26 protein-coding genes and 2 tRNA genes are annotated in these 23,121 nt (G+C 57.3%); 7 read left to right on the top strand and 21 right to left on the bottom strand.

Going from position 1 to position 23,121, the window contains the following annotated elements; translation table 11 throughout:
* The first annotated feature begins 2 nt into the window (after nucleotides 1–2).
* A complete protein-coding gene (locus GC165_11110; protein MBI1333413.1) occupies nucleotides 3–1,439 on the top strand; it encodes a hypothetical protein in 1,437 nt (478 codons plus the stop codon).
* Here the strand turns inward: GC165_11110 and GC165_11105 are convergent.
* The 4 genes from GC165_11105 to GC165_11090 all read right to left on the bottom strand — a co-directional run bounded on the left by GC165_11105 (nucleotide 1,431) and on the right by GC165_11090 (nucleotide 3,312).
* On the bottom strand, nucleotides 1,431–2,198 hold the full coding sequence (locus GC165_11105; protein ID MBI1333412.1) for a hypothetical protein: 768 nt from the start codon (nucleotides 2,196–2,198) through the stop codon (nucleotides 1,431–1,433). The two genes, GC165_11110 and GC165_11105, sit on opposite strands and share 9 nt — an antisense overlap.
* A complete protein-coding gene (locus GC165_11100) occupies nucleotides 2,195–3,136 on the bottom strand; it encodes a hypothetical protein (GenBank protein MBI1333411.1) in 942 nt (313 codons plus the stop codon). The genes GC165_11105 and GC165_11100 overlap by 4 nt, the downstream gene beginning before the upstream one ends.
* Before the next feature lie 17 nt (nucleotides 3,137–3,153).
* Nucleotides 3,154–3,229 (bottom strand) — tRNA-Phe (locus GC165_11095).
* Between the two features lie 7 nt (nucleotides 3,230–3,236).
* Nucleotides 3,237–3,312 (bottom strand) — tRNA-Asp (locus GC165_11090).
* Between the two features lie 164 nt (nucleotides 3,313–3,476).
* Here GC165_11090 and GC165_11085 point away from each other — a divergent pair.
* From GC165_11085 to GC165_11075, 3 genes are all read left to right on the top strand, one after another.
* Nucleotides 3,477–4,256, top strand: a complete 780-nt coding sequence (locus tag GC165_11085) for a serine acetyltransferase (protein ID MBI1333410.1) — start codon at nucleotides 3,477–3,479, stop codon at nucleotides 4,254–4,256.
* Entirely contained in the window at nucleotides 4,253–5,164 is a 912-nt protein-coding gene (gene cysK / locus GC165_11080) for a cysteine synthase A (protein ID MBI1333409.1), read from the top strand. Before GC165_11085 ends, cysK begins: the two co-directional genes overlap by 4 nt.
* An 827-nt stretch (nucleotides 5,165–5,991) precedes the next feature.
* The gene (locus GC165_11075) at nucleotides 5,992–7,323 is read left to right on the top strand and encodes an alpha-glucosidase/alpha-galactosidase (GenBank protein MBI1333408.1); all 1,332 of its coding nucleotides are present in this window, start codon (nucleotides 5,992–5,994) and stop codon (nucleotides 7,321–7,323) included.
* Nucleotides 7,324–7,387: 64 nt separating this feature from the next.
* Here GC165_11075 and GC165_11070 read toward each other — a convergent pair whose 3' ends face one another.
* Together GC165_11070 and GC165_11065 are read right to left on the bottom strand one after the other, a co-directional pair.
* The gene (locus tag GC165_11070; GenBank protein ID MBI1333407.1) at nucleotides 7,388–8,752 is read right to left on the bottom strand and encodes a DEAD/DEAH box helicase; all 1,365 of its coding nucleotides are present in this window, start codon (nucleotides 8,750–8,752) and stop codon (nucleotides 7,388–7,390) included.
* Nucleotides 8,753–9,091: 339 nt separating this feature from the next.
* The gene (locus GC165_11065) at nucleotides 9,092–9,769 is read right to left on the bottom strand and encodes an NAD-dependent deacylase (GenBank protein ID MBI1333406.1); all 678 of its coding nucleotides are present in this window, start codon (nucleotides 9,767–9,769) and stop codon (nucleotides 9,092–9,094) included.
* A 64-nt stretch (nucleotides 9,770–9,833) separates the two neighbouring features.
* Here GC165_11065 and GC165_11060 point away from each other — a divergent pair, with 64 nt between their 5' ends.
* The gene (locus tag GC165_11060) at nucleotides 9,834–10,385 is read left to right on the top strand and encodes a hypothetical protein (GenBank protein ID MBI1333405.1); all 552 of its coding nucleotides are present in this window, start codon (nucleotides 9,834–9,836) and stop codon (nucleotides 10,383–10,385) included.
* A 453-nt stretch (nucleotides 10,386–10,838) separates the two neighbouring features.
* On the opposite strand, the gene flhB is transcribed toward GC165_11060, so the two are convergent.
* The 11 genes from flhB to GC165_11005 all read right to left on the bottom strand — a co-directional run bounded on the left by flhB (nucleotide 10,839) and on the right by GC165_11005 (nucleotide 18,343).
* On the bottom strand, nucleotides 10,839–11,906 hold the full coding sequence (gene flhB, locus GC165_11055; GenBank protein ID MBI1333404.1) for a flagellar biosynthesis protein FlhB: 1,068 nt from the start codon (nucleotides 11,904–11,906) through the stop codon (nucleotides 10,839–10,841).
* Nucleotides 11,907–11,909: 3 nt separating this feature from the next.
* The gene (locus GC165_11050; GenBank protein MBI1333403.1) at nucleotides 11,910–12,680 is read right to left on the bottom strand and encodes a hypothetical protein; all 771 of its coding nucleotides are present in this window, start codon (nucleotides 12,678–12,680) and stop codon (nucleotides 11,910–11,912) included.
* A 3-nt stretch (nucleotides 12,681–12,683) separates the two neighbouring features.
* Nucleotides 12,684–12,956: a flagellar type III secretion system protein FliQ gene (gene fliQ, locus GC165_11045; protein MBI1333402.1), complete on the bottom strand. Its 273-nt coding sequence runs from the start codon at nucleotides 12,954–12,956 to the stop codon at nucleotides 12,684–12,686.
* Nucleotides 12,957–13,691, bottom strand: coding sequence for a flagellar type III secretion system pore protein FliP (fliP, locus tag GC165_11040; GenBank protein ID MBI1333401.1), 735 nt, complete (start codon nucleotides 13,689–13,691; stop codon nucleotides 12,957–12,959).
* Nucleotides 13,692–13,695: 4 nt separating this feature from the next.
* Complete coding sequence (locus tag GC165_11035; protein ID MBI1333400.1) at nucleotides 13,696–14,250, bottom strand: hypothetical protein; 555 nt, start codon at nucleotides 14,248–14,250, stop codon at nucleotides 13,696–13,698.
* Nucleotides 14,240–15,148 (bottom strand): flagellar motor switch protein FliN, encoded by a 909-nt coding sequence (gene fliN, locus GC165_11030; protein ID MBI1333399.1) that lies wholly within the window; start codon nucleotides 15,146–15,148, stop codon nucleotides 14,240–14,242. Before fliN ends, GC165_11035 begins: the two co-directional genes overlap by 11 nt.
* Before the next feature lie 9 nt (nucleotides 15,149–15,157).
* Nucleotides 15,158–16,192 carry a flagellar motor switch protein FliM gene (gene fliM, locus GC165_11025; GenBank protein ID MBI1333398.1) on the bottom strand — a complete coding sequence of 345 codons (1,035 nt, stop codon included), beginning with the start codon at nucleotides 16,190–16,192 and terminating at the stop codon, nucleotides 15,158–15,160.
* Nucleotides 16,193–16,297: 105 nt separating this feature from the next.
* Entirely contained in the window at nucleotides 16,298–16,918 is a 621-nt protein-coding gene (locus GC165_11020; GenBank protein ID MBI1333397.1) for a hypothetical protein, read from the bottom strand.
* A 51-nt stretch (nucleotides 16,919–16,969) separates the two neighbouring features.
* The gene (gene nuoI / locus GC165_11015; protein ID MBI1333396.1) at nucleotides 16,970–17,416 is read right to left on the bottom strand and encodes an NADH-quinone oxidoreductase subunit NuoI; all 447 of its coding nucleotides are present in this window, start codon (nucleotides 17,414–17,416) and stop codon (nucleotides 16,970–16,972) included.
* Nucleotides 17,416–17,952 (bottom strand): NADH-quinone oxidoreductase subunit B, encoded by a 537-nt coding sequence (locus GC165_11010; protein MBI1333395.1) that lies wholly within the window; start codon nucleotides 17,950–17,952, stop codon nucleotides 17,416–17,418. Before GC165_11010 ends, nuoI begins: the two co-directional genes overlap by 1 nt.
* A gap of 82 nt (nucleotides 17,953–18,034) precedes the next feature.
* Nucleotides 18,035–18,343: an RNHCP domain-containing protein gene (locus GC165_11005; GenBank protein ID MBI1333394.1), complete on the bottom strand. Its 309-nt coding sequence runs from the start codon at nucleotides 18,341–18,343 to the stop codon at nucleotides 18,035–18,037.
* A gap of 306 nt (nucleotides 18,344–18,649) precedes the next feature.
* Here GC165_11005 and GC165_11000 point away from each other — a divergent pair, with 306 nt between their 5' ends.
* Nucleotides 18,650–19,114, top strand: coding sequence for a hypothetical protein (locus GC165_11000; GenBank protein MBI1333393.1), 465 nt, complete (start codon nucleotides 18,650–18,652; stop codon nucleotides 19,112–19,114).
* On the opposite strand, the gene GC165_10995 is transcribed toward GC165_11000, so the two are convergent.
* Genes GC165_10995 through dapD form a run of 3 tightly spaced genes read right to left on the bottom strand, consistent with a single transcriptional unit; the run spans nucleotide 19,062 to nucleotide 21,975 of the window.
* Nucleotides 19,062–19,979, bottom strand: a complete 918-nt coding sequence (locus GC165_10995; GenBank protein MBI1333392.1) for a DUF2330 domain-containing protein — start codon at nucleotides 19,977–19,979, stop codon at nucleotides 19,062–19,064. The two genes, GC165_11000 and GC165_10995, sit on opposite strands and share 53 nt — an antisense overlap.
* A gap of 32 nt (nucleotides 19,980–20,011) precedes the next feature.
* Nucleotides 20,012–21,145, bottom strand: a complete 1,134-nt coding sequence (gene dapE / locus GC165_10990; protein MBI1333391.1) for a succinyl-diaminopimelate desuccinylase — start codon at nucleotides 21,143–21,145, stop codon at nucleotides 20,012–20,014.
* Between the two features lie 5 nt (nucleotides 21,146–21,150).
* Nucleotides 21,151–21,975 carry a 2,3,4,5-tetrahydropyridine-2,6-dicarboxylate N-succinyltransferase gene (gene dapD, locus GC165_10985; GenBank protein MBI1333390.1) on the bottom strand — a complete coding sequence of 275 codons (825 nt, stop codon included), beginning with the start codon at nucleotides 21,973–21,975 and terminating at the stop codon, nucleotides 21,151–21,153.
* An 80-nt stretch (nucleotides 21,976–22,055) separates the two neighbouring features.
* On the opposite strand from dapD, the gene GC165_10980 reads away from it, so the two are divergent.
* Nucleotides 22,056–22,547: an FMN reductase gene (locus GC165_10980; protein MBI1333389.1), complete on the top strand. Its 492-nt coding sequence runs from the start codon at nucleotides 22,056–22,058 to the stop codon at nucleotides 22,545–22,547.
* A gap of 41 nt (nucleotides 22,548–22,588) precedes the next feature.
* On the opposite strand, the gene GC165_10975 is transcribed toward GC165_10980, so the two are convergent.
* Nucleotides 22,589–22,948 (bottom strand): tRNA-binding protein, encoded by a 360-nt coding sequence (locus GC165_10975; protein MBI1333388.1) that lies wholly within the window; start codon nucleotides 22,946–22,948, stop codon nucleotides 22,589–22,591.
* Nucleotides 22,949–23,121 lie beyond the last annotated feature (173 nt).

Below are 23,121 nucleotides of genomic sequence, written 5' to 3'. Positions count from 1 at the left end.
ATTTGAAGCCCATTCACTTTGCCGCAGGAGTCGCTGTTACCACCCTCTTTTTTGGGGGAGCCTTGGTCGTCGCCTCAAAAATCCAATACGACGCCGACGGACGAGCTATCGAGCGCCTCATTGCCGATTACAAAGCGATGGGCGTCGCCACCAACGGAACGGACTTCTTCCACAAAATCCCCGATAGCCAAAACGCCTGGGTTGATATTGCCCCGCTCCTCTTCAACAAGCACGGCTTTGGCAACGGCCCGTTGTACCGGGTCGGCATCGCCAACGACCTCCTGATGGCCGGAACACAGGCGGACCTCCCGGCGATGCGCCGCTACCTCGCCGTCAATCAGCCCATTCGCGACAAAATCGACAAAGCATTCACCGCCAAACCCAATCTCCAGGTGCCCCACAACTACAACGAGGGGTACGCCATGCTCCTTCCCGAGTTCGCGACGATGAAGGGGCTAGTGAAGGACTATTCCCTTGCCGCCTATGTCGCCGCATTGCAGGGCGACACCTCGGCCATGCGTCGGAATTTCGACTCGGCCAAGCGATTGACGCAACATTGCGAAACTCGAGACGAACTCATTGGGCGCCTCCTGGGCGCCGCGTGCATGAAGATCATGGCAAACGCCGGACTTCGAATCGTGGAAGCCAAGCCCGGAATGCTTCACGAAGTCGCCCAGTACTTCACGTCGCCCGACTTTTTCCACCACGGCAACGACTTACGAATTCTCGAAGGCGACTTCATGGCTCAAGTCGTTACCGCCCGAGCCTTCGATTCAACTCTGATGGACAAGAAGACATTTAGCGGACCACTCGCCCGCCTCTTCCCTGCTCCTTCCCTTTCCGAACTGGAAAAGGCCGGAAAGGTCCGCCAAGACGACTATATGCCGGAGAGCCACACCGTTCGCCGGTTCCTTCGCCGACGCCTTGAGCGATGGAAGCCGTTCATGACCGACCTAGTCGGCGGAAAAATTACGCCTTTCGACCGACCGGACGAGTTCGCCGCCTGCTTCGACGCAATGATCGACGCCCCGCCCCAGCTCATGCAAGTCTACGGCATGACCGATGCGGACAGCATCCTGGAAAACTTCAACATCGATGTCGAAACCAACGCCCTGATCCAAACCATCTTCAAGTCCCTTGAGGCCAAAGCAAAGACCGGCCACTATCCGGCAAATCTGCACGAAATCGGAGTCCAAATACCCGGCCACGTTGGCGACGCAGGCTTTGACTATTACTTCGATGAGCGAGGAGTCGCAATCCAAAGTAAGCGCCTCAACGAGTCCGGATTCCCGTCCGTTCAAATTGCCTTTCCCGTCAACTTAGAGCAATCCAGTCCAACCAGAGATTATCGTAAGACGATCGACGACTTTGCCGCCTGGCGCACGGACGATCGCGGTAATCCTCTTACTTGGAAGCTATCAAAACCACCCTCACGGTGAAGACGGTTCGATGAACGGATTCACGCGGTCCTTCATCGCCGCGATCCATAGTTGTTCCTGCTCTTCGTAAAGCTCCTTCGGCAAGTCGACGCGCCCGTATACGCACTCTTTGAGGCCCATCCGCACCGCCCAACCCGCATCGCCCCAACTATAGTGCCACCATTCGTCGCGACAGTTGGAGAATCCCGCCGCCAGCATCGTTTCCACCAGGACGCTCCGGTTGTACTGCGCCTCATCCGTCAGCCCAAACGCATAGGTTGGAGCCGCCCCAAATCGGTCGTAGGGCGAAGTCACATCGATCGGTTCGTTGTTCTCGTCGACCAGCCACACGTCAACCGCCGCACCCGTGCAATGCCCAGGAGGGGCCTTTTGGTCGGTGGGCGCAACCCATCGGCAAACGGTCCGTCGCAAAGCGACATTATTGCGATCTGGGAAGGCGATCTTCGCGCACTCCCACACGAAATCGTAGATTCTCTGCTGGCGGTCGAACGGTCGCCAAGCGTCGATCACGCCGAGATAAATTCCTTCAGGAAGCGAACGAGCCGCATACTCCAGCATGCCCGCCACTTTGCTCCTTAGATATGGGATCACTTGGGGTCGCAGAATTCGAACCGAGGGACATTCGATGCGCAGATCGACGAGCGGATCGGCATTCTCTTTCTCATCAATGTAGTTCAGCAGGCGTATGGGCTCGGGACGCCCCTTCGTGCGGTCCCACTTGATGGGCGGACGAGCCTTGACCGGCTTCGGAGCCGTCACTTTTCGACCACATCCACAATGTCGCCGGGTTCCAGCGGAATATCTTTGTTTTTGTCCTTATCGAAGTCGCGCCAGCGGACCTTCACTTCTGGCTTATTGACCTTCACCAGCGACCTCACCACCACAAAGCAATTGGGATTTGCCACCCCGCCGGCCTGCTTGATGGCGTCTTTCGCCGTCAGCTTGTCCGACCAAACGACATTGGTCGGTTTCCGAACGAGTCCGGTCACCGCCACATACTGAACTTCGGCCTTCGCTTCGACTCGGATCGAGTCACCGCGCTGGACCTTTACTTCGCCATCCTTCGACAAGTCGAACGGTCCCATCTGTACGCTTCGAATAATGAAGACTCGCTTCGAGTCGCCACGCGGCCCGACGCCCCCGGCAGATTCCACCGCCGCCTTGAGGCTCATCCCGTCATAAAAACGAAACGATCCTGGCTTCTCCACGCCGCCAATCACGAAAATTTCGGCCCTGGCTGCCTGGACCGGCACCCGAATTCGGTCTCCCGGTCGAACCATCGAAGTTAGCGGAACCGAATGCCCTTCAGCGTCCGTTACCGACGCCGCGCTGGCGTCGCCCGAGTCGGTCACCTCCACCAGGCTCAGCAGTTCTTTGGCCGTCATCTTGGTGGGTGGAGTCAAAAGCAGTTCCTTCTTCACCGCACCGGTGATCGTCACTGCCGAAGATCGGTCGGCTACCACGCTCACAACCACCTGATCCCGAATCCCATAAACGTCGGCGATCTTGTCTTGAATGAGGCTTTGAATCAACCCGCTTGAACGGGTCACTACCACGATCTGGCCAAGCGACGGAATATTGATCGAACCGTTTGACAGCACTCGGTAGCGGCCATTCAGGCGGCTTTCCGACTGACAATGAACGACGACAACGTCTTGAAGCTGGGCGGTCTGGTCGGCATGAGCCAACGGTGCCATTACGAAAAGGAGGAATATGGTGCCACAAGCCGGACTCGAACCGGCGACCCAAGCATTTTCAGTGCTTTGCTCTACCAACTGAGCTACCGTGGCACTCGAATGGCGCGGATGACGGGACTTGAACCCGCGGCCTCCGGCGTGACAGGCCGGCGCTCTAACCACTGAGCTACACCCGCGTGCGAAAGAAAAGTATGACATCTTCCTGAGCCGTAGTGCAACCTCTTTTACAAGATGCTTGATTCTCGAAGTCATTCCCTTCAATATCTATCTTACCAAGATTGAGAATCCTTCCGTCCGAAGCGGACGAGGAACCTGCTCGATCCGTATGCAAATCTATCGGATGAACCACGATCTTTCTACCGAAACCCTTTCGAAGTTTGTCGAAATTAGGGAGACCAGTCACGCCACTTCCCTGCTCAAAACACGGACCGAGCAATGGATCGAGCGCGCCCTGGCCCTCATCTTTCCTCAGTTCTGCCTAAAGATCGACTGTAATGAGTCCGCCGTCCAGGATGACCTCAGCCAAATCTGGTCCGACTTTGAGCGCCTGGAGGGCCTTGTCGGATACCAAGCTCTCTCGCTGAGCCAAGCCGCCGATGAGCTGCTTCGCATCCGCGAAGTCCTGCTCACGGACGCCCAAGCCGCCCTCGACGGTGACCCCGCGGCGACCTCCATCGACGAGGTCGTCATCGCCTATCCGAGCTTTCGCGCCCTCGCACACTACCGTATCGCCCACACCTTGCAGCGAAAGGGCTACCCGCTGATTCCGCGCATCATCACCGAGAAAGCCCACCGCGAAACCGGCATCGACATCCACCCGGGCGCAGAAATCGGACCCTACTGCTTCATCGACCACGGCACGGGCGTGGTCGTCGGCGAGACCGCGATAGTGGGCTCACACGTTAAAATCTATCAAGGAGTCACGTTGGGTGCCCTCTCGGTATCCAAGGACCTCGCGAATACTAAACGGCACCCCACCGTAGAAGATCATGTGGTGATTTACGCCAATGCCACGATTTTAGGAGGTATCACCGTCATTGGGGCCAACTCGGTCGTTGGCGGAAACTCCTGGGTTACCGCCTCTATCCCGCCCAACACCACCACGAAGCGACAGCCATGAAATACGATTCCATTCTCCAAGCGATCGGCAACACACCGCACATCAAACTCAGCCGCCTGTTCGGCGACCGCGTTTCGGTCTACCTCAAGTTGGAAAGGCAGAATCCGGGAGGATCGATCAAGGATCGTATCGCCCTTTCGATGATCGAGCAAGCGGAGAAGCATGGCGTCATCAACCCGGACACCACTATTATCGAGCCGACCTCAGGCAATACCGGAATTGGCCTTGCCATGGTCGCCGCCGCCAAGGGCTACAAAGTCATTCTCGTCATGCCCGAATCCATGTCGATCGAGCGCCGCCGCATCATGGCCGCATACGGCGCGAAGGTCGACCTCACCGCCAAAGAGCTTGGCGTCAATGGGGCCATCCAACGCGCCATCGATCTTCAGGCCAGCATTCCCAACTCGTGGATTCCTCAGCAGTTCGAGAACCCCGCTAACATTGAAGCTCACCACCAAACCACCGCGGTTGAAATCCTGAACGACTTTCCGGATGGCGTCGACTACCTGATCACCGGCGTCGGAACCGGTGGGCACCTCACAGGCGTCGCCGAAATACTCAAGCCCAAGTTCCCTTCGCTCCAAGTCTTCGCCGTTGAGCCCGAAAAGTCGCCGGTCATTTCAGGTGGGTCGCCTTCCCCCCACCGAATCCAGGGCATCGGCGCAGGTTTCATTCCCGCCAACCTCCATACCGACGTCCTCACCGGAGCGATCCAAGTCTCGGAGGAAGAAGCGATGGAGTACGCCCGCCGTCTGGCTCGCGAAGAAGGCATCTTTGTGGGAATCTCGTCAGGTGCTTCCTTGGCGGCCGTCGCTAAGAAACTGCCCGAAGCCGCCGACGGCGCGACCATCCTCACCTTCTGCTACGATACCGGCGAGCGCTATTTGTCGATCGACGGGCTCTTTTAAGTTCTCCCTCAGAAGTGAGGGAGTCCGTGAGCCTTTGGCGAATCGGGAGGAAGGTGGTGCGGCGGCCATTATGGGCGGTGCGGCGGAAGGGATGATGAAAACCCGTAGCCATCCACCCCGTCGATCCTGCCACGAAAGACAATGTGCCGAGTCGGAGGCACGGATCGACACCACTCCAAGCTTTGGAGGGGAATCAACTATTTCCCGACACCGAACCAACCAACTCCTTCCCAAAGGTTGGGAAGGTGGTGCGGCGGCCATTATGGGCGGTGCGGCGGAAGGGATGATGAAAACCCGTAGCCATCCACCCCGTCGATCCTGCCACGAAAGACAATGTGCCGAGTCGGAGGCACGGATCGACACCACTTCAAGCTTTGGAGGGGAATCAACTATTTCCCGACACCGAACCAACCAACTCTTTCCCAAAGATTGGGAAGGTGGCACGGCGGCCATTATGGGCGATGCGACGGAAGGGATGATGAAAACCCGAAGTCATCCTCCCCGTCGATCCTGCAACGAAAGTTAACGCCCAAAGTCGGAAACAAGGATTGACACCTCTCCGAGCTTCGGAGGGGAAAAGACATCTTGCCCCAATCCAACTAACTTAGCTCATTCCCAAAGATTGTCGCTGGATCCCAGGAGCCTCTGGCGAATCGAGAGGAAGGTTGCACCACGGAAGGGATGATCAAGCCATCCCAAATATCAATCGTTTTTCCCCTATACTTGCGCCCAAACCCGTTCGGTATCCTTGAGCTTCCATGGCGGCGACCACCGAATCACATCTCGAACACAGCAAACCCGACGAGCGCAACGGACTTCCTGGCGCGATGCCCCGCAAGATCAACGTCGTAATGATGGGCGCGGGAAGCTTCTTCACGAATTCGGTGCTCCGCGATGTCATTCTCATCCCTGATAACCTCGGCGGTGAGCTTCGCCTGTGCGACATCGACCCGGTTCGTCTCGAGCTCCAAGCCAAGCTCATGCAGAAGGTCGTGGACGCCGTCGGCCAGAGCGATAAATGGAAGCTGGTCAAATCCACCAACCGACGTGAACTGCTCCCTGGTGCCGACTACGTCATCAACTCTATCGAGGTCAGCGGCGTCGACTGCGTTCGATTCGACAACGACATCCCGCTCGAATTCGGCATCAGCCAAAACATCGGTGACACCATCGGCCCGGGCGGCCTGATGAAGGGCATGCGAACGATCCCAGTCTACATCGGCATTCTCCAGGACATGCGCGAGCTTTGCCCCAAAGCGCGGATGCTCAACTACACGAACCCGATGAACATGATGATCCTCGCCGGAACCCGCGCGGTACCCGAGATTGAGCAGATCGGCCTTTGCCACTCGGTCCAAGGCACGTCTCGCATGCTCGCCGGGTTCGCCGAAGTTCCTTACGAGCAGGTTCAGTGGCAGTGCGCTGGCATCAACCACCTCGCTTGGTTCACGGAGTTCAATGGCCCGGACGGCAAGTCGCTCTATCCGAAGCTGATGGCGATGGCCGCCGACCGCTCGTCCGAGTTTGCCACCAAGGAGCCGGTCCGCTCCGATATGATGCTCCACTTCGGCGCCTTCATTACCGAATCCAGCGGCCACCTCAGTGAGTACCTTCCCTACTACCGCAAGCGAAAGGACCTCCTCGACAAGTACACCGACACCGGATATCGCGGCGAAGAGTCGTTCTACGCCAACAACTGGCCGAACTGGCGCAAAACCGCCGACGAAAACCGCGACAAAATGATCTCCGGTGAGAAGGAACTCGACCTCAAGCGCTCGTTCGAATACGGCGCGTGGATCATCGAATCCATCGAGAAGAATGCCCCGATCGTGGTGTACGGAAACATGGCACCCAACAACGGCTGCATCGCCAACCTTCCGACCGATGGCTGTATCGAAGTCGCCTGTTTGATCAACCATAACGGCTACCAGCCGACCAAGTACGGACGCCTGCCCAAGCAAATGGCCGCCATCTGCGACTCGAACATGCGCATGTTCGACCTCGCTGCCGACGCGGCCGTCCAACGATCGATCCAACTCGCCGAATGGGCTTTGATGCTCGATCCGCTTACCGCCGCCGTGTGCTCACCGGCTGAGGTCAAAGAACTGACTCGACGATTGTTCGAAGCCGAAGCTCAGTTCCTGCCGGGATTTAAGTAGTTTTCACATAATTGTGGCGGCTAATCGCCGCCACAATTTCACTCAACGCAAACGAAGTAAAGAACTACCGCTTTGCGGCGAACGCCTTACCGCCACGGTTTCCACCTGGTCGGAACTTGCGTGTCTTCGCCGGAGTCGGCGGCTTGGGCTGCCATTCGGGCAAGCTTGCCTGAGACAGATTCGACGAGTCGAGCTTCATTTTGATCAGTCGCTCGATGTCGCGCACGTCGCGGTGCTGCTCCGGGGTTGCGATCGTAATCGAATGCCCCTTCTTCCCTGCTCGTCCGGTTCGCCCGATTCGGTGCACGTAGTCGTCCGCATGCTCGGGAATGTCGTAGTTGATGACCAGCGAGATGTTCTTGACGTCGATGCCACGTGCCGCGATGTCAGTTGCCACCAGCACCCGATACTCGCCGCTTTTGAACCCGTTGAGCGCGGTTACGCGCTGAGCCAGCGTTCGATCTGAATGGATTTCGGCGGCGGAGTGCCCTTGCCTGTTGATCGACTTTGCGATCTTGCGTGCGCCGTGGCGCGTACGGGCAAACACCAGAATCGAGCCGTCGTTATCCTTGAGGAGCTTGGTCAGAATCTCGGGCTTATCGTCCTTCTCCACCACGATCAGCTCTTGCGTCACCGTATCGGCCGTCAGCGTGTCGCGCGGAATCTCGACCCGAGTCGGGTCGGTCATAAAGTCCTTCGAAATATCTTCAACCGATCGAGGGAACGTGGCCGAGAAGAGCATCGTCTGGCGTCCCTTAGGCACCTTGCCGAGGATCGCGCGGATAGCCGTGACAAAGCCCATATCGAGCATTCGGTCGGCTTCGTCGAGAACGACGGTCTGCACATCTCGTAGGTCAGCGGTACGCTGGTTCAGGTGATCCTGCATTCGTCCCGGGGTTGCCACGATGACTCGCGGATTGCCTCGCAACTGCGAAATCTGCTTCGGCATCGGCGCTCCGCCGATCAGCAGTGCGGTCCGAACGCCAAGCTTGCGAAACGTCTCGTCGATCTGCATCGCCAGTTCGCGGGTCGGTGCAAGCACCAATCCCTGCTGGTTGCTAGCAAGCGTCATTAGCATTGGCAGGCCAAACGCCAGCGTCTTGCCGGTTCCGGTTTGCGCGAGACCGATCAGGTCGTCGCCGGTGAGCGCGGCCGGAATCGCCATCTCCTGTATCGGAGTTGGATGCAGAATCGAGTTCGCGCCCAGTCGAGCGGCGAGTCCTTCGCTGATACCGAGTCGCAGAAAATCGACGGCGACCACCTTGGGTTCGTCGGTGCGCGGCTTGGGTTGGAGGCCGCCTCGCTCCTGATGGGATGAAAATCGGTTATTGGACCCCTGCTTCGAGGAGCCGTAATTGCGGAATTTGTTGCGCGAGCCGCCAGAGCCATGCTTGCGGGCAGGCGCAATCGGGGAATTTGAGTTAGACATTAGGGGATGCCGCCAGAAAAGGTCAGAAATGTTCGGGCGACAGAGCAATTGTGGCACATTTTGGCACGATTTTCTAGGGTGTAGGCCCACCTGAACCTTCACACCATTTACACTCCTAATCGATAATGATATAATTATACGTATTATTATCAAAACTTACTGGTCTTGCTGCCGCCATAATGGCGGGTTCGTCCCGACACTCGGGACTCCTAGGACTCTATCAATTTTGGATCTTTCCCGGGGTCTACGACCCCGGGCTAAGCTCTGCGACCACTCCGTGGTCGGGCCACTCTGCTGTCGAGATCGGCCATGTGGACGGGAGGATAGACGGAAGAACCGCTAATTCCGCAAGAGGTTAACCAATTGCTGGACTCCAGTCGTCGCAGGCTCGGCGATGACCTCGATATTTCCCCACCGCGACGCCACCCTTGGCGGATTCGGGTCGATGATGTAGATCGACTTTGCTTTGGTGACATCGACCAGCCCGGCCGCCGGATAGACGTTCAGCGAGGTTCCGATCACGGCGAAGACGTCGGCATCCATCGCCAGGAATGCGACCTCATTCCATCGATACGGCATCTCGTGAAAGAAGCACACGTGCGGGCGAAGCTGGCCGCCATCCGGCGCGAGATCGCCGACGTTAAAGTCGCCGCGCACCTCGACGATGAGTTCGTCGTCGTCTATGCTCCGAGCCTTGAACACCTCGCCGTGGATATGAATCACGTTCGTGCTCCCGGCTCGCTCGTGCAGGTCGTCGATGTTCTGCGTCACCACCGTCACGTCGGCATACTTCTCCAGTTCGGCGAGAGCAAAGTGACCAGCGTTGGGTTCGCACGCCGCTACTTCCCTGCGCCGCAAGTTGTAGAAGTCGAGGACTTTCTGCGGGTCGCGCGCCAGAGCGGTCGGAGTGCAGACCTCCTCGATGTTGTAGCCCGCCCAAAGGCCATCCTCGTCGCGAAAGGTTTTGATTCCCGACTCGCGCGAGATTCCGGCTCCAGTAAGGACGACAACATTCATGGCTTAAGGAATATGGACGCCCGCGCCGCTGGCGATGGTGCGAATCCCGCAAAATAGAGGGTAGATGTCGCCCACTCTCGATCGTTTGCAAACACTGTTAGACTCAGTTCGGGCGGGGCGGGCGCTTCGGGCGGATGATCGCGATTACATCCATAACGCCTACTGGAGCGGCGACAAGAACGAGACGATCCTGGCGGTCGACATCCTTGCGGCGAGCCCGAAGCCGCTCGATCTTCCGGTTCTGCTTGATGCTTCTAGCTTGGAGAATTGGTGGGTGATGCGGTGCGGAGTTGCAGATGCGCTCAGTCAACTCCGGAAAGAAGGGCCTGGGCTTCTCGCGATCATGCGAGCCAAGGAGACGCATCCCGTCGTTCGCTTCTATATCGAACGAGCGCTGATCGATCTCGATGATCCGTCGATGGGTGAATTCCTGGAGGGGCCCATTCCACCCAATTCGGCTCCGTATCGGCGGAGCCTGTGGGTTTATGGCAATTTCCAGCGGGGCTGGATTGAGCGGGACCAGGCATTGGGATATGTATCGAGGCTCCTTGAGGATCCTAGGCGGCGCTTCGATTGGATTCGGGATTATGTTCTTGACCAGGGGCCGGATGAGTAACGAGGCTACTTGCGCGTCATTGGAGTTGATTTAGGGCTTGCTGGCACCTCCCTTGTTGCTCGCAACTCTCAGACATGGCGGTCGTAAGGACCGGGTCGCTTCCGCCATCGCCATGCTTTGGCAGACGAGACGCTCCTCGGACTATTTCGGAATCACTTTCTATCCTGGGGTCTGCGTTCGTTCCTCACTCCGACCACCAGGCTAAGGTCCGCGACCACTTCGTGGTCGGCCGCATCATGTCTACTACTCTATCTGAGCGAGCGAAATGCTCACGGCTCTAAGTGAGCTGACCCGATTACAAATCTGCAAACCTTGCTCTAAAGTTTTTTGCTTGGACCATATATTCTTGCTCCCACCGGTTCGCCTACGGCCTGCTCACCGTCTCCCTCACGAATGAGGGAGAGTTGCACCGTCGCGATTCGACATCGACTCCCTCACGGATGAAAGATAAGCCTACTTTCGAACCTTTTTCGTCATTCGGTAAACGTAAGCTAGGACTTCGGCGACCGACTGGAACAGTTCGCGCGGCACGAAGTCGCCGACTTCGCACTGCTTGTGCAGGGCTCGGGCAAGCGGTCGATTCTCGACGATCGGCACACCTGCTTCCTTGGCAATCTCTCGAATGCGGAATGCCAAATGGTCCACACCCTTCGCCACCACCACCGGCGCATGGCTCTTGCCCTGGTTGTACGACAGTGCCACCGCATAGTGCGTCGGGTTCGTGACGATGACATCCGCCGACTGAACCGCCTGGGTCATCCGCATCCGTGTCAGCTTTCTCGCCTGTCGCATCCGCGCGCCTTTTAATTCAGGCGAAGTCTCGGCGTCCTTCATTTCCTGCCGAACCTCTTCCTTGGTCATCTTGAGCTGATCGTTCACCTGCTTCTTTTGGAAGATGAAGTCGCCGACGGCCAGGATCAGCCACACCATGCCCACGCGGAGCAGGATGGTACGGATGATGCCGCCGATGACGGCAAATGCGCCGAGCGGCGACAAGCTCCAGATCATGCCGATCTGAAGCCAGTTGTCGCGGATGGCGGTGTAGGTCATCCACGAAAACAGGAATAACTTGACCAGGCTCTTGGCCAGATCGAACAGAGCGGGTTTACCGAAAAGTCGCTTCAGGCCATTAGCGGGGTTGAGCTTGCTGAATTTCGGCGCCATCGCCTCGGCGCTGAAATTGAATCCAACCTGAGCATAGTTCCCCACGAGGCCAACCATCATCGCCACCCCCATCAACATAGCAAGCGCGGGAAGCATCGGCTGAATCGCGGCAAAGGTCGCGCGGCCAATGTTGGCCGATGTCGGTTCGAGATTGGCAACCGTCATCGAGCTTCGGAATCCGTCCTTGAAGCCCTGGAAGCCCATGCCGATGATGGTCGGGGCCGACATCAGGATCGACATGAAGACGACGGCACTGATCATGTCCATCGACTTGGCGACGGTGCCTTTTTTGCGAGCCTCCTTTTTACGACGGTCTGTTGGTTGTTCTGTCTTCTCTTGTCCGCTTTCGCCCGCCATGGTCTACCTCGCGAAAACTCGCCCGATTAGGTCCATGCTTTGGGCCACGCCACTCTGGGTAGCGGCGACCAAAGCCGGAAGACACAACGAAATCGAAGCCATACCGAGGCCGAGCTTGGCCGGCGCGCCAATCTGGATCGGCTGAAGCTGGGGCAGAGCCTTAGACATCAATCCGAGCGCGGCGTCGATGATGATGGAAACACCGAGCACCGGCGCGGCGATCTGCAGACTCAGGAGCATGAAATTGGTCAGCAGGTGCAGGATGCCGGACTGGAGAATGCCAAGATCGGAAGCGGTCAGGGTCGGAGCGACTTTGTAGCTTTGGATGATGGCGCGAATCACCATGTGATGGCCGTCCATCGAAAGGAAGATCATGGTGCCGAGCATCATCTTAAACTGCCCGATGATCGTCACGGGGATGCCCAACAGCGGGTTCATCGTCTGGCTCATACCAAGGCCGATCTGAAGATCGAGAAAACTACCCGCGATCATCGCGACTTGCAACACCAACTGGAGCAGCATGCCGATGAGCAGTCCAGAAGCGACCTCGTTGGCGATGACCATGATGAGTCCGCCCAGATTTTCTGGCGCGTGGCCAAGGTTCCCTTTCACGGTCAGGCTGATGGCGAAACTGATCGCGAGCGACGTAAAGATTCGAACTTGAACGGGCGTGTTCTGCGCTCCGAACAAAGGCGACGACATGACGGCGGCGCTACACCGCACGAAGACCATGAACAGGCCGAACAGAGCATCGATGTCGTTGACCGGAAGCATCGTTTACTGCAGACCCAAACCGGCGGCGCGCTGGAAGCACAGATGAACGAACTGGATCATCGTGATCAGCATCCAGTTCCCCAGGAGGGCGGTGGCGATGCCGACGCCGATGAGCTTCGGCACGAACGTCAGGGTCGCTTCCTGAACCTGGGTGACGGCCTGAAAGAGGCTGACCAACAGGCCGATCAGGAGGCTGGTGCCCAGAATCGGCAATGAGACCATGAGGGCGGTCTGCATGCCGAGGCGGGCGGTATCGAGAGCGAGAGCTTGGTTCATTTATCTGTATCCTGCCAAGATGGCCGAGACAAGGGTTCCCCACCCGTCGGCGAGAATGAAGACGAGAAGTTTCGCAGGGAGCGACACCATCGATGGTGGAAGCATCATCATGCCCATACTCATCAGGCCGCTCGCCACAATGAGGTCGATGATAAGGAACGGAATGAAGATGTAGAAGCCGACGACGAACGCGGTTTTGAGTTCGCTCACCACGAACGCCGGAATCAGCGTCGTGAGAGATACGTCTTCCTTGCTCTTGGGCGCTTCTTTGCGGATATCGAGGAAGAGTCGCAGGTCCTTTTCGTAGGTGTTCTTCAGCATGAAGTTTCGGACCGGAACGCTGGCTCGATCGATCGCGACCTTCTGGTCGATCTTATGGGCGAAGTAAGGCTGAAGCGCTTGGTCGTTCACCTTGGTCCACGTCGGTCCCATCACGAAGAAGGTGAGGAACAGCGACAGGCCGATGATGACTTGGTTCGGCGGAATCGACTGCGTGCCGATAGCGGTGCGAACAAAACTGAGGATGATCACGATGCGGGTGAACGCCGTCGTGAGGATCATGAGCGCGGGGGCCAAGCTGAGCACGGTCAGCATCGCCATAATCTGCAACGAAGTGGAAACGTCACCCTGAGTGTGAGCTTGGTCCATTCCGATACTGATTTTGGGGAGCCCTGCCTGCGCCGAAGCGACTTGGATCAGACCGAGCAACACGAGAATCCAAAAGAGCTTTTTCATTCAATTAACTCATTAACTTTTGAAGCCGTTCGAGGGCGATTTTGGCTTCATCGTCGGTTCCGACGACCGCCATCGCGATCTCCTCTTGCGGTTCAGCGGCGGGCGCTTCCGTGACGACTGCCTTCGATCCATCCGTCGAATCGAGAAATTCCATAAAGGTGGGGCCGGGATCGTTCTTGACGACGGCACCGAGGTCGGCCAGCGTATTGATCGAGGTCGGAGTCACTCCCAACAACAGCGATCGGTCCTTGACGTTGACCAGGTAAAGCGTTCCACCCGGGAACGAAGCGGATTCCTCTATCTTGATTCCACTTCCCACGCCCGTCGTCAGCTTGCCGCCGAACTTCGCCATCATCTTGGGCAGGAGGAACTTCATGAGGCCGAATACGACGATCACGGCAATGATCATCTGCAAAAGGCTTCCTCCGCTGCTCGTCGGTCCCTGAAGGGCCGAGATGGAGTCACTCTTTGTGCCCAGCATCCCATCCTCGGCAAATGCGACCGAGGCGGTGAGGGCGGCAAAGCTCAGGGCGAGAAATCGTTGCATCTTAGGCGGCATCCAGTCGGAATCGTTCGGCCGGGTTGAGGATTTCGGTGATACGGACACCGAAGTTGTCTTCGATGACCACGACTTCGCCCTTGGCGACCAGTCGGCCGTTCACCATCACGTCCACCGGCTCACCGGCGGCCTTGTCCACTTCGATGATCGAACCGGTTCCTAGGTCGAGGACTTCGCGAACCATCATCTTCACTCGGCCCAGTTCGACCGAAATCTCGAGGGGAACGTCGAGCAGGACTTCCATGCTCGAATCGAACTCGGGTCGTCCCGAGTTGTTGTTGCCCGCCATCATCATGCCGTCGGCGGCCGTCATAGCCGGAATGCTCGGCGCAGAAACCTGATCGTCGTCGTTGTCCTGACCGGTCACGTACATCGCGGTTTCATCGTCCATCAGCCACAGCACGACGCCGGAAAGATCTTCCATCGACATCGCGACCTGGGTTCGCACCAGCGAAGGCGAGGTGCTCAGGTTTTCGGGAAGCTGGAGGTCTTGGTATCGAATGCTCATGCCCGTCGCAACGACGGTTTCCAACAGCACATTGCCGAGACCCAGGCAGATACCCTGAATGATCGCTTCGGCGAACGGGCGAATCTCAGCCTGAACGTTGTCGTCCACCTCATCCCAGCTCATGCCGGTGATGATTCGGGCGACTTCCAGAACCGTTTCGGTGCGGATGATGATCAACTGCATCGCGTCCGGCTGGGCAGCCATCGCGAATTGGATGATCAGCATATTGCCGCCGAGTTCGGCGGACAGGTCTTGCGGCGTCGCCCGCATGGCGATCGGCGACTCGAACTTAGCCGGGGCCGGCGACGAGTTCGTGACCATTTCGCTAACGGTCGCCCATACGCTTGGTAGGACGTCGCTAATCTGTTGTAGGAGTTGCATTTGGTTCATGGATTGGCCTTATTGCTGGATTGGTTCCGTAATGGAAAAAACGTATTTTCTGCCGTTCATCATCGGGCGGCCCTTGTACTTGGCCACATTCCCGATCAGGAGCGTCAGGTCTTTTTGAGTGTCTTGGTCGAGCTTGATGACATCGCCGACCTTGATTTGGTAGAAGTCTTCGAACGCCATCTTCGATTTGCCGAGCAAGACGGAAAGATCGACCTGCGAGCTAGCCACCTGGCTGCTCATCAGGCGTCGCGTCTGCGGGCTCTGGCGTCGGCTGGAGCTTGCAAACCACTTCTGCGCGCTCAGCTTGATGGTGATCGGCTTGAGAACAAGGTAAGGAATACACAGGCTCATGGCCGTGCGGACTTCGCCGATTTTGACTTCGAAGAGGATGACGAGGACGATGTCGTTGGGCGGCGCGACGCTAACAAACTGACTGCTGGTTTCCAAGCCGTCCACGCACGGGGCGACGACCACCACCGCTTCCCATGCCTGCTTCAGTGCGCCGAGCATTCGCTCCATGATCGACTTCACCAACGGCTTTTCGATCTCGGTGAGCATGTTGCGCTCGATCGGTCGTCCGGGGCCGCCGAGCATCTTATCGACGAGGGCGAAGATGAGCGTGGTTTCCATCTCGACCACGATTTGGCCAGAGAGCGGAGGGAGCGAAACGATGCCAAAGACCGAAGAGCTGATTGATCGCAGGTATTCGTCGTAAGGAATCTGCTCCATCGAGATCATCTCGACGTTGATCGACGAACGAGTCTGGGCGGAAATCGAAGAGCCCGCGGCTCGCGCAAAGGTGTCGTGGAGCATGCCGAGCGTACGAAGCTGATCCTTGCTCAGCTTGTCCGGGCGGCGGAAATCGTAAAGTTCATAGGCGACCGAAGACGACCGCATCACCCGGTGAGAGCCGTGGTTGTCCGAGGACTTTTTGGCCGGCATCCCAGGAGGAGGATTCGCACCCGGAATCGGGTTCGAGCCGACCTCGCTGCTGAGCGTACTCAGCAACTGCTCGATTTCGTTTTGAGAGAGAATATCTGACAACTTCGATTTCCTTTTGGAACTTCCAAGTGTCAAATCGGCAAAATTAGCAGGTTCTTAAGGGAGAAATGCGAAAAACCTGAAGTATTTCTCCAGGTTTTTCGAGCCTTACTGCGTGGCCAGCGCTTTGAAGAAGACCTTGAGAATTGGCCCCTTGGCCGAATCCCATCCGTCGGGAAGTTCTTCAGGATCGGAACTGGTGTCTTCCTCGTCTTTGGAATCCTTCTTCGACTTCGAGGACTTGTCGTCCGTCTGCTCGTCGTCGGACGATTTCTTCTTTTTCTTGTCGTCCTTCGAATCGGATTCTTCGTCGGTCGCGTCTTCCTCGCTCGCCTTGAATATCTTGTTGAGCGCCGTCGCGATTCGAACCTTGAGCGTGTGAATTTGCTCTTCAGTGACGATTTGTTCGGGCTTAGTCGTTCGCAGGATCGAGTTGATCGCGTCGGAAACTTCGGCGCTGTGGCTGACGATTTCCTCGGCCTTGAATCCGTCTTTGGCTTTTAGGCCGATCTTGGCGCGTACATACGTTCGGTTGTCGGCCATGTTGACGATGAATTCATCGTCGAGCAGAATCTCTTCTTTGGCGAGCGTAATTTTCGGCTTTTCGTGCTTGCCGCCTTTCTTCATCATGAAGAATCCGCCGCCCCCAAGCATGAGGACGAGCGCCAGGATAATGGGCATCTTCCCTCCCTTTTTTTTTGGCGCGGCATCTTCCTTGGCTTCAGACATATCTTTCCCTGAGAATAATTCTCGGAAGATCGCGCGGCGGAACTCTAGGGTTTACGCTTCTTTGATGGGCTCAAGAAGCATTTCTTTGGTGAAAATGAAGTTCTCGCGGTCATAGTTGGCGAGTTCAAAATCCTTTCTTAGGACGATTGCGCCGGTCGGGCAAGCATCCTGGCAATAGCCGCAGAAGATGCACCGGAGCATGTTGATCTCGTAGCGGGCGGCATACCGCTCGCCCGGGCTGTATCGCTCTTCGTCGGTGTTCTCGGCTGCGACGACATTGATGCACTTGGCGGGGCAGGCACCTGCACACAAGGAACATCCGATGCACCGCTCCAGGCCGCTGTCGTATCGGGTCAAAACATGTCGCCAGCGAGTCCGCTCGAACTGCTCCCGCTTCTCTTCGGGATACATGACGGTCTCTTTCTCGTGGCCCAGCCGTTTGCCGGTAATGCCCATTCCGTCGACGAGCGGTTTGACGACCTTCTCGATTAGGGACATTAGGCGGTCACCTCTTGGGTGGTTCGTGCTTCAAGTTCGACGAGCTTCAGATCGCTGAAAGTCTTGGCTCGGCCTCGCTTGATCTTCTCTTGAAGCTTCATGATGCCGTAGATGAGGGCATCTGGCGATGGCGGACATCCAGGAACGTAGACGTCAACTGGCACCACCTGATCCGCGCCCTGCACGATCGCATAGTTGTTATAGACACCGCCCGAGGAGGCACAAGCGCCCATCGAGATGACCCACTTGGGTTCCGGCATTTGATCGTAAATCTGTCGAAGGACCGGCGCCATCTTCTTGCTGACCCGTCCGGCGATGATCATCACGTCGGCTTGTCGTGGAGTCGCGCGGAAGGCTTCCGAACCGAATCGGGCAATGTCGAATCGCGGGTCGGCCGCACTCATCATTTCGATAGCACAGCAGGCGAGGCCGAAGGTGACGGGCCAGAGCGAATTGGCTCGAGCTTGGCTGACAAGAGTTTCGATGTTGGTGACCAGCCATCCGCCGCCCTTCTCCACACCGGGAATTTGGGGCATCGTGCTGTCGTGCAGAACTACGGTTTCAACTCTTTTCGGCATTTGGCTCGCTCCAATCTATTCTACCGATTAGTTTCCACATTCATTCGCTCTCCACGCATAATGTTCGGTCCAGCGGAAACGGAGGGTTGGCAAGCGCCTTTGCGGCAATAGAAATCAGCAACGCCGGGTTATCGTCGGCGGCGATTCGGTTCGAGCGGATCGCCCCACACCCGCGGCATCGGTGGATCAAAGCCCACTCGCCGCCCTTTCGGACCCAAACGGCGATCGGCTCCATGACCGAGCCACAGCTTTCCTCTCGGTCGCCGGGCGACGAATCTAGGTGACGGCTACAAAGACATAGGGGGCAATGGTTCCGATGCCGACTTCCGGCATTTTCGGGAAAGACCATTTGTCCACAGTTGCGACAACGAAACGGTTGATTCAGTTTTTCTTTCAAGGGAGTTGGCTTGTAACAGAAGACAGGCGCGGGAACGCGCACAAAACGATATTTCTTCTGATGCCCGAACGGCTAGGTCGTTCAGGCTTTTTAAGCCGCAGTCGTCATAGATAACCAGGTTCATTATGTCATTTCGTCTAGGAATTTGCGTGAATTTAGTCATTCTTTTACATACCTCGCCGTGTAAAGCCGTAAAATATTGCCTAAGACCTGCCAAAAATACGAAGGGATGGCGGTAACGTCAGGGACGGGTAAGAGATGACGACGGGCTCCTATACAGCGGCAATACCAACGAAGGCGGACAAAACACGACTAATCTTCGAAGTCGTGCTTTATTCCCTCCTTGTGGTAGGTCTCATTGCGCTTGCCTACTTCTGCGTGTACATGATCGGCGGCGGTAAGAAGCAGCAAGAAGATTCCACTCGCAAGATGGCCGAAAAGTACGCCGAGCCGATGCAGAAGGAGCTTGACGAAATCAATGGAACCAACCTGGTTCCGCCTCAGCCATCGGCCCAAGCTGCAGCCCCGCAAAACTACACTGCGCCGACGTATACGCCGCCCGCTTACCAGCAACCGACGTATACGCCTCCGGTTTACCGACCAGCTCAGCCGCCTAGGCAGAACTATAATCAACCCCGAAGCTATTTAGCGCCGACGTACACGCCGCAGATCAATATCCCGAACGTGAACCCGTTGGCTTCTCCGTCGGTTTCCGCGCTTTAGTCTGCTTCTTCACGGCTGTTTTCGGTAGGAAGACCAAGTCATCTGGGCTTGTTGACTCTTTGCCCATTTCGACAAACCGATTCACCCACGCCTTTCCAGGTAGGTCGTTCGAGGCCAGCTTCAGATCTTTCATTAGCCTTTCGGTTATTGTCGTTGTCACGTAGGCGTGGCTTTCGGGTTCGGCGCTCCACGACTTCTTTAGCGAGTAGTAGCCGTCTCGGCTCTCGGGCGAAAGCAGAAAGGTCTGTCGTCGAACCCCGGCCAGCCATGTGTGGTCCGGCGTTGAAGTGGGTGCAACCGGTGCGTTCGTCTTAAACGACAGTCGAATCGGCAAGGTTCGGAAGGATTCTTCGTTGGTCTGAACCTGGAGCATGGTCAGATACCACCCCTTCACCACATACTTTTCCAGCCACTTTCGCTGGTCCATGCTCGGCTTGTAGCCGTTCTTATCCATCCACTCGTACAGCGCCACCACGTCCGACGCCTTTAGGCTGGTCGTCTTTAGGTATCCCACCGAGGGCGCTTTGGCCGGTTGCGTTGGCGTTTGTTGACCGCCAAAATCGACCAAATCTGTAGCCGGATGGAGCACATTCATCAGGCGATCGAAGACGGTTGGTCCGACGGTTTCAACCTTCGGCATCGTCGGCGTCGGCACGATGATGTCGAAGCGGTTGGCCTTGGACAAAAAGGTCGAGGTTTGAACCAGGTGCTCGGTCTTCGTCGCCGGATCCCAGACGATCAGGCTCGACTGATCGACCAGCGCCACATTCGTTTTGGGTAACGCGGACAGAAGAAGATTGGCTTGGCTGGCCGCCGCCAAAATCGTCACCATCGAAACTGTTCCCGCTCGTCCCAACCCATTCATGGTAGGCGATAACGAACGTCGGCCCGAAAGGTTTACTCGCCCGACAAGAGGTTCGCAAGTGCGTCCTTGTAGACCCGAACGCACGCCTCTAGGTCCCCAATCGCTACGCACTCGTTAGCCGCATGGATCGTGGCGTTGCTGGGGCCAAACTCAACCACCGGAATCTTGTGCACGGCAAAGAACCGCGCGTCGGAGGTTCCCCCGCCCGTGCCTTCGCGCGGCGTCTGCTTGGTCTCTTTGATGATTGCCGTCGCGATCGCCCCGATCAGTCGTCGGTCGCGCGTTACGAATGGCATCGCCGACGCATTCCATTCGAAGGTGCAGTCTAGGCCGAATGCATGCGCCATCTTGGTGATCCGATCCTGGATGATCGGTGCGGTCAGGAGAGTGTTGTAGCGCAGGTTGAAATCTAGTTCGACACTGCCGGGAATGACGTTCACCGCCCCGGTCCCAGCATGGATATTTGTTACTTGGAGTGTGGTGGGCGGAAAGTTCTCGTTGCCCATATCCCACTTGAACGCCAGTAGTTCGGTGAGGAATGGAGAAAGCGTGTGGATGGGATTCAGCGCTAGATGCGGGTAGGCGACGTGGCCCTGCTTGCCCCGGACCACCATTTTCGCGCTGACGGAACCGCGCCGTCCGACCTTGATCATGTCGCCAAACGAGTCCTCGCTCGTCGGCTCGCCCACGATCGCAAAATCAATCTTCACCCCTTCTTCGACCAGCGTCTTGAGAGCCCGTCCGGTGCCATCGACCGCATAGCCCTCCTCATCGCTCGTCACCAGCATGCCAAGCGTGCCGGGGTGGTTGGGATTGGCCTTCACATAATCCAGCAGCGCCGCCACCATCGCGGCCAGAGGGCCCTTCATGTCCGATGCGCCGCGCCCGTAAATCGTGCCGTCAACGGTCGTCGGCGTAAATGGATCGGTATTCCAAGCCTCTCGGGGCCCGGGCGGAACCACGTCGCAGTGTCCATCGAAGACGATTAGCGGCTCAGCCGTTCCGTGCGTCACCCAGAGGTTCTTGACGTCGTTGAAGTCTAGGTGCCGGACGGTAAAGCCTGCATCGGCGAACAGTGCCGCCAAGTAGTCGGTGCAACCCGCATCGTCGGGCGTGACCGAGGGCCGTCGAATCAGTTCGGTAGCGATTTCGACAACCGTCGGCATTCGGCTTAGTCCCGCAGAAGTTCGTTCAGGCTCGTCTTCGAGCGGGTTTGGGCATCGACCTTTTTGACGATGACCGCGCAGTAAAGGCTGTGGCTTCCGTCCTTGCTCGGCAGGTTGCCGGGCACGACCACCGAACCCGCAGGAACACGGCCGTACATGATCTCACCCGTCTCGCGGTCGTAAATCTTAGTGCTTTGGCCAATGAAAACGCCCATCGAAATCACCGAGTTCTCCTCGACGATCACGCCTTCGACGATCTCGGATCGCGCGCCAATGAAGCAGTTGTCTTCGATGATGACCGGATTGCCTTGGATCGGCTCCAACACGCCGCCAATGCCAACGCCGCCGCTGAGGTGGACATTCTTGCCGATCTGCGCGCACGAGCCAACTGTCGCCCAGGTGTCCACCATCGTGCCTTCGTCGACGTATGCGCCAACGTTCACGTAGCTCGGCATCACCACGACGTTAGGTCCCAGGTACGCGCCTCGGCGAACCGTCGCGGGCGGAACTACGCGGAAGCCGCCGTTGGCAAAATTATCGTAACGATAGTTCTCGAACTTCAGCGGCACCTTGTCGAAGTAGCGGAAGCACCCGGCTTCCATCACGTCGTTGCCGGTGATGCGGAATGACAGCAGGACCGCCTTCTTGATCCACTGGTTGGTGACCCATTGTCCGTCGATTTTCTCGGCCACTCGGAGTTCGCCGCTGTCGAGGCCGGTAAAGACGACGTCGATGGCGATCTTGAGGTCTTCGGAGTACTCCGAAGCCGAAATATTGGCGCGGTCTTCCCAGGCCGCATCGATGATGGACGCAAACTGTGTCACGGGCATTAGTTGTACCTTTTTTAGCCTCTGACTAGCCGATTTTCGCCAACAACCGAAAGTGGCGCTGAAGACGCCAAAATAGTCTCATGATCCTCGGCATTTGCGGGAGCCTCCGCGCCAAATCCTTGAACCGCATGGTTCTCCGAGCCCTCCAAACCAAGTTGCCCGAAATCCAGATTTGGGAAGGGCTTGCGGGCATCCAACCGTTTAACCCCGACGACGAAGGCTCGGAAGGTGAGCCTGTCCTTGAGTTCCGCCGCCTGCTCCGAGCCTCGCGGGTGGTGATCATCGCTAGTCCCGAGTACGCCCATGGCGTCACCGGAGTCATGAAGAATGCCCTCGACTGGGTGGTGGGAAGCGGTGAGTTCATGAAGAAGCCGACCGTCGTCGTCAACTGCTCGCATCAGGCGACCATCGCGAATGCGGCCCTGCGCGAGACGCTTTCGGTCATGGAGGCCCACATCCTTCCCTTCACGGTACCCTTGGCCAGCCACGGCATGACCGTCGAGAAGATTTTGGCCGACGAAGGCTTGTCGGAGAAGTTGGATGAAATCACGATGGCGCTGAAGAGTTGGTAGCCGTTAGGTAGATTCCAAAGCTAGAAGATTGAAGATTGAAGCTAAAACAGCTTGCTCCCGATCTTCACGTTCGGGTTCAGCGGCGTAATCGGCGTCGCTTCCCCACTGTCCAACTTGGCCACTTGCACGCCAAGGCACAAGAACTCCGACTCGGTGCTCCCGACCATCCGCGGCGGAAAGTTCAGAACGCCAAAAACATGCAGACCAACCAACTCATCGACCGAATGGCAGGTCAGCCGCGCCACCGAGGTTCGCACCCCATACTTCCCAAAATCGACCTGAAGCTTGTATGACTTCTTTGGTGCATCGGGTGCCGGTTCCACGCTCATGACCCGCCCCATCCGAATATCCAGCGACTCCAAAACGTCGATCGTCACCATCGGCTTCAACTCTGAACTCATATTCCCAAAGTAAACCCAAGGGAAAATGTCGAAACTTCCGGAAACTAAACGCACTTCATCGGCATTCCGTTCGTATGAACCTTAGAATGGTCAAGCAAATAGGAATCGGCGGAGCCCTCGCTAGTCTCGTCGTCTGCGCTGCCTGCGCCATGAACACGGTGCAGGCGTCGACC

It is taken from the genome of Armatimonadota bacterium, from assembly GCA_016125185.1.
Classification (GTDB): Bacteria; Armatimonadota; Fimbriimonadia; order Fimbriimonadales; family Fimbriimonadaceae; genus Fimbriimonas.
This window is presented reverse-complemented; position numbering and strand designations above follow the sequence as displayed.

Excerpts from the sequence above, each read along its gene's own strand:
- GC165_11100 (MBI1333411.1), bottom strand. The coding sequence starts at position 3,136 with ATGGCACCGTTGGCTCATGCCGACCAGACCGCCCAGCTTCAAGACGTT.
- GC165_11085 (MBI1333410.1), top strand. The coding sequence starts at position 3,477 with ATGAACCACGATCTTTCTACCGAAACCCTTTCGAAGTTTGTCGAAATT.
- cysK (MBI1333409.1), top strand. The coding sequence starts at position 4,253 with ATGAAATACGATTCCATTCTCCAAGCGATCGGCAACACACCGCACATC.
- GC165_11075 (MBI1333408.1), top strand. The coding sequence starts at position 5,992 with ATGCCCCGCAAGATCAACGTCGTAATGATGGGCGCGGGAAGCTTCTTC.
- GC165_11070 (MBI1333407.1), bottom strand. The coding sequence starts at position 8,752 with ATGTCTAACTCAAATTCCCCGATTGCGCCTGCCCGCAAGCATGGCTCT.
- GC165_11065 (MBI1333406.1), bottom strand. The coding sequence starts at position 9,769 with ATGAATGTTGTCGTCCTTACTGGAGCCGGAATCTCGCGCGAGTCGGGA.
- GC165_11060 (MBI1333405.1), top strand. The coding sequence starts at position 9,834 with ATGTCGCCCACTCTCGATCGTTTGCAAACACTGTTAGACTCAGTTCGG.
- flhB (MBI1333404.1), bottom strand. The coding sequence starts at position 11,906 with ATGGCGGGCGAAAGCGGACAAGAGAAGACAGAACAACCAACAGACCGT.
- GC165_11050 (MBI1333403.1), bottom strand. The coding sequence starts at position 12,680 with ATGCTTCCGGTCAACGACATCGATGCTCTGTTCGGCCTGTTCATGGTC.
- fliQ (MBI1333402.1), bottom strand. The coding sequence starts at position 12,956 with ATGAACCAAGCTCTCGCTCTCGATACCGCCCGCCTCGGCATGCAGACC.
- fliP (MBI1333401.1), bottom strand. The coding sequence starts at position 13,691 with ATGAAAAAGCTCTTTTGGATTCTCGTGTTGCTCGGTCTGATCCAAGTC.
- GC165_11035 (MBI1333400.1), bottom strand. The coding sequence starts at position 14,250 with ATGCCGCCTAAGATGCAACGATTTCTCGCCCTGAGCTTTGCCGCCCTC.
- fliN (MBI1333399.1), bottom strand. The coding sequence starts at position 15,148 with ATGAACCAAATGCAACTCCTACAACAGATTAGCGACGTCCTACCAAGC.
- GC165_11020 (MBI1333397.1), bottom strand. The coding sequence starts at position 16,918 with ATGTCTGAAGCCAAGGAAGATGCCGCGCCAAAAAAAAAGGGAGGGAAG.
- nuoI (MBI1333396.1), bottom strand. The coding sequence starts at position 17,416 with ATGTCCCTAATCGAGAAGGTCGTCAAACCGCTCGTCGACGGAATGGGC.
- GC165_11010 (MBI1333395.1), bottom strand. The coding sequence starts at position 17,952 with ATGCCCCAAATTCCCGGTGTGGAGAAGGGCGGCGGATGGCTGGTCACC.
- GC165_11005 (MBI1333394.1), bottom strand. The coding sequence starts at position 18,343 with ATGGTCTTTCCCGAAAATGCCGGAAGTCGGCATCGGAACCATTGCCCC.
- GC165_11000 (MBI1333393.1), top strand. The coding sequence starts at position 18,650 with ATGACGACGGGCTCCTATACAGCGGCAATACCAACGAAGGCGGACAAA.
- GC165_10995 (MBI1333392.1), bottom strand. The coding sequence starts at position 19,979 with ATGAATGGGTTGGGACGAGCGGGAACAGTTTCGATGGTGACGATTTTG.
- dapE (MBI1333391.1), bottom strand. The coding sequence starts at position 21,145 with ATGCCGACGGTTGTCGAAATCGCTACCGAACTGATTCGACGGCCCTCG.
- dapD (MBI1333390.1), bottom strand. The coding sequence starts at position 21,975 with ATGCCCGTGACACAGTTTGCGTCCATCATCGATGCGGCCTGGGAAGAC.
- GC165_10980 (MBI1333389.1), top strand. The coding sequence starts at position 22,056 with ATGATCCTCGGCATTTGCGGGAGCCTCCGCGCCAAATCCTTGAACCGC.
- GC165_10975 (MBI1333388.1), bottom strand. The coding sequence starts at position 22,948 with ATGAGTTCAGAGTTGAAGCCGATGGTGACGATCGACGTTTTGGAGTCG.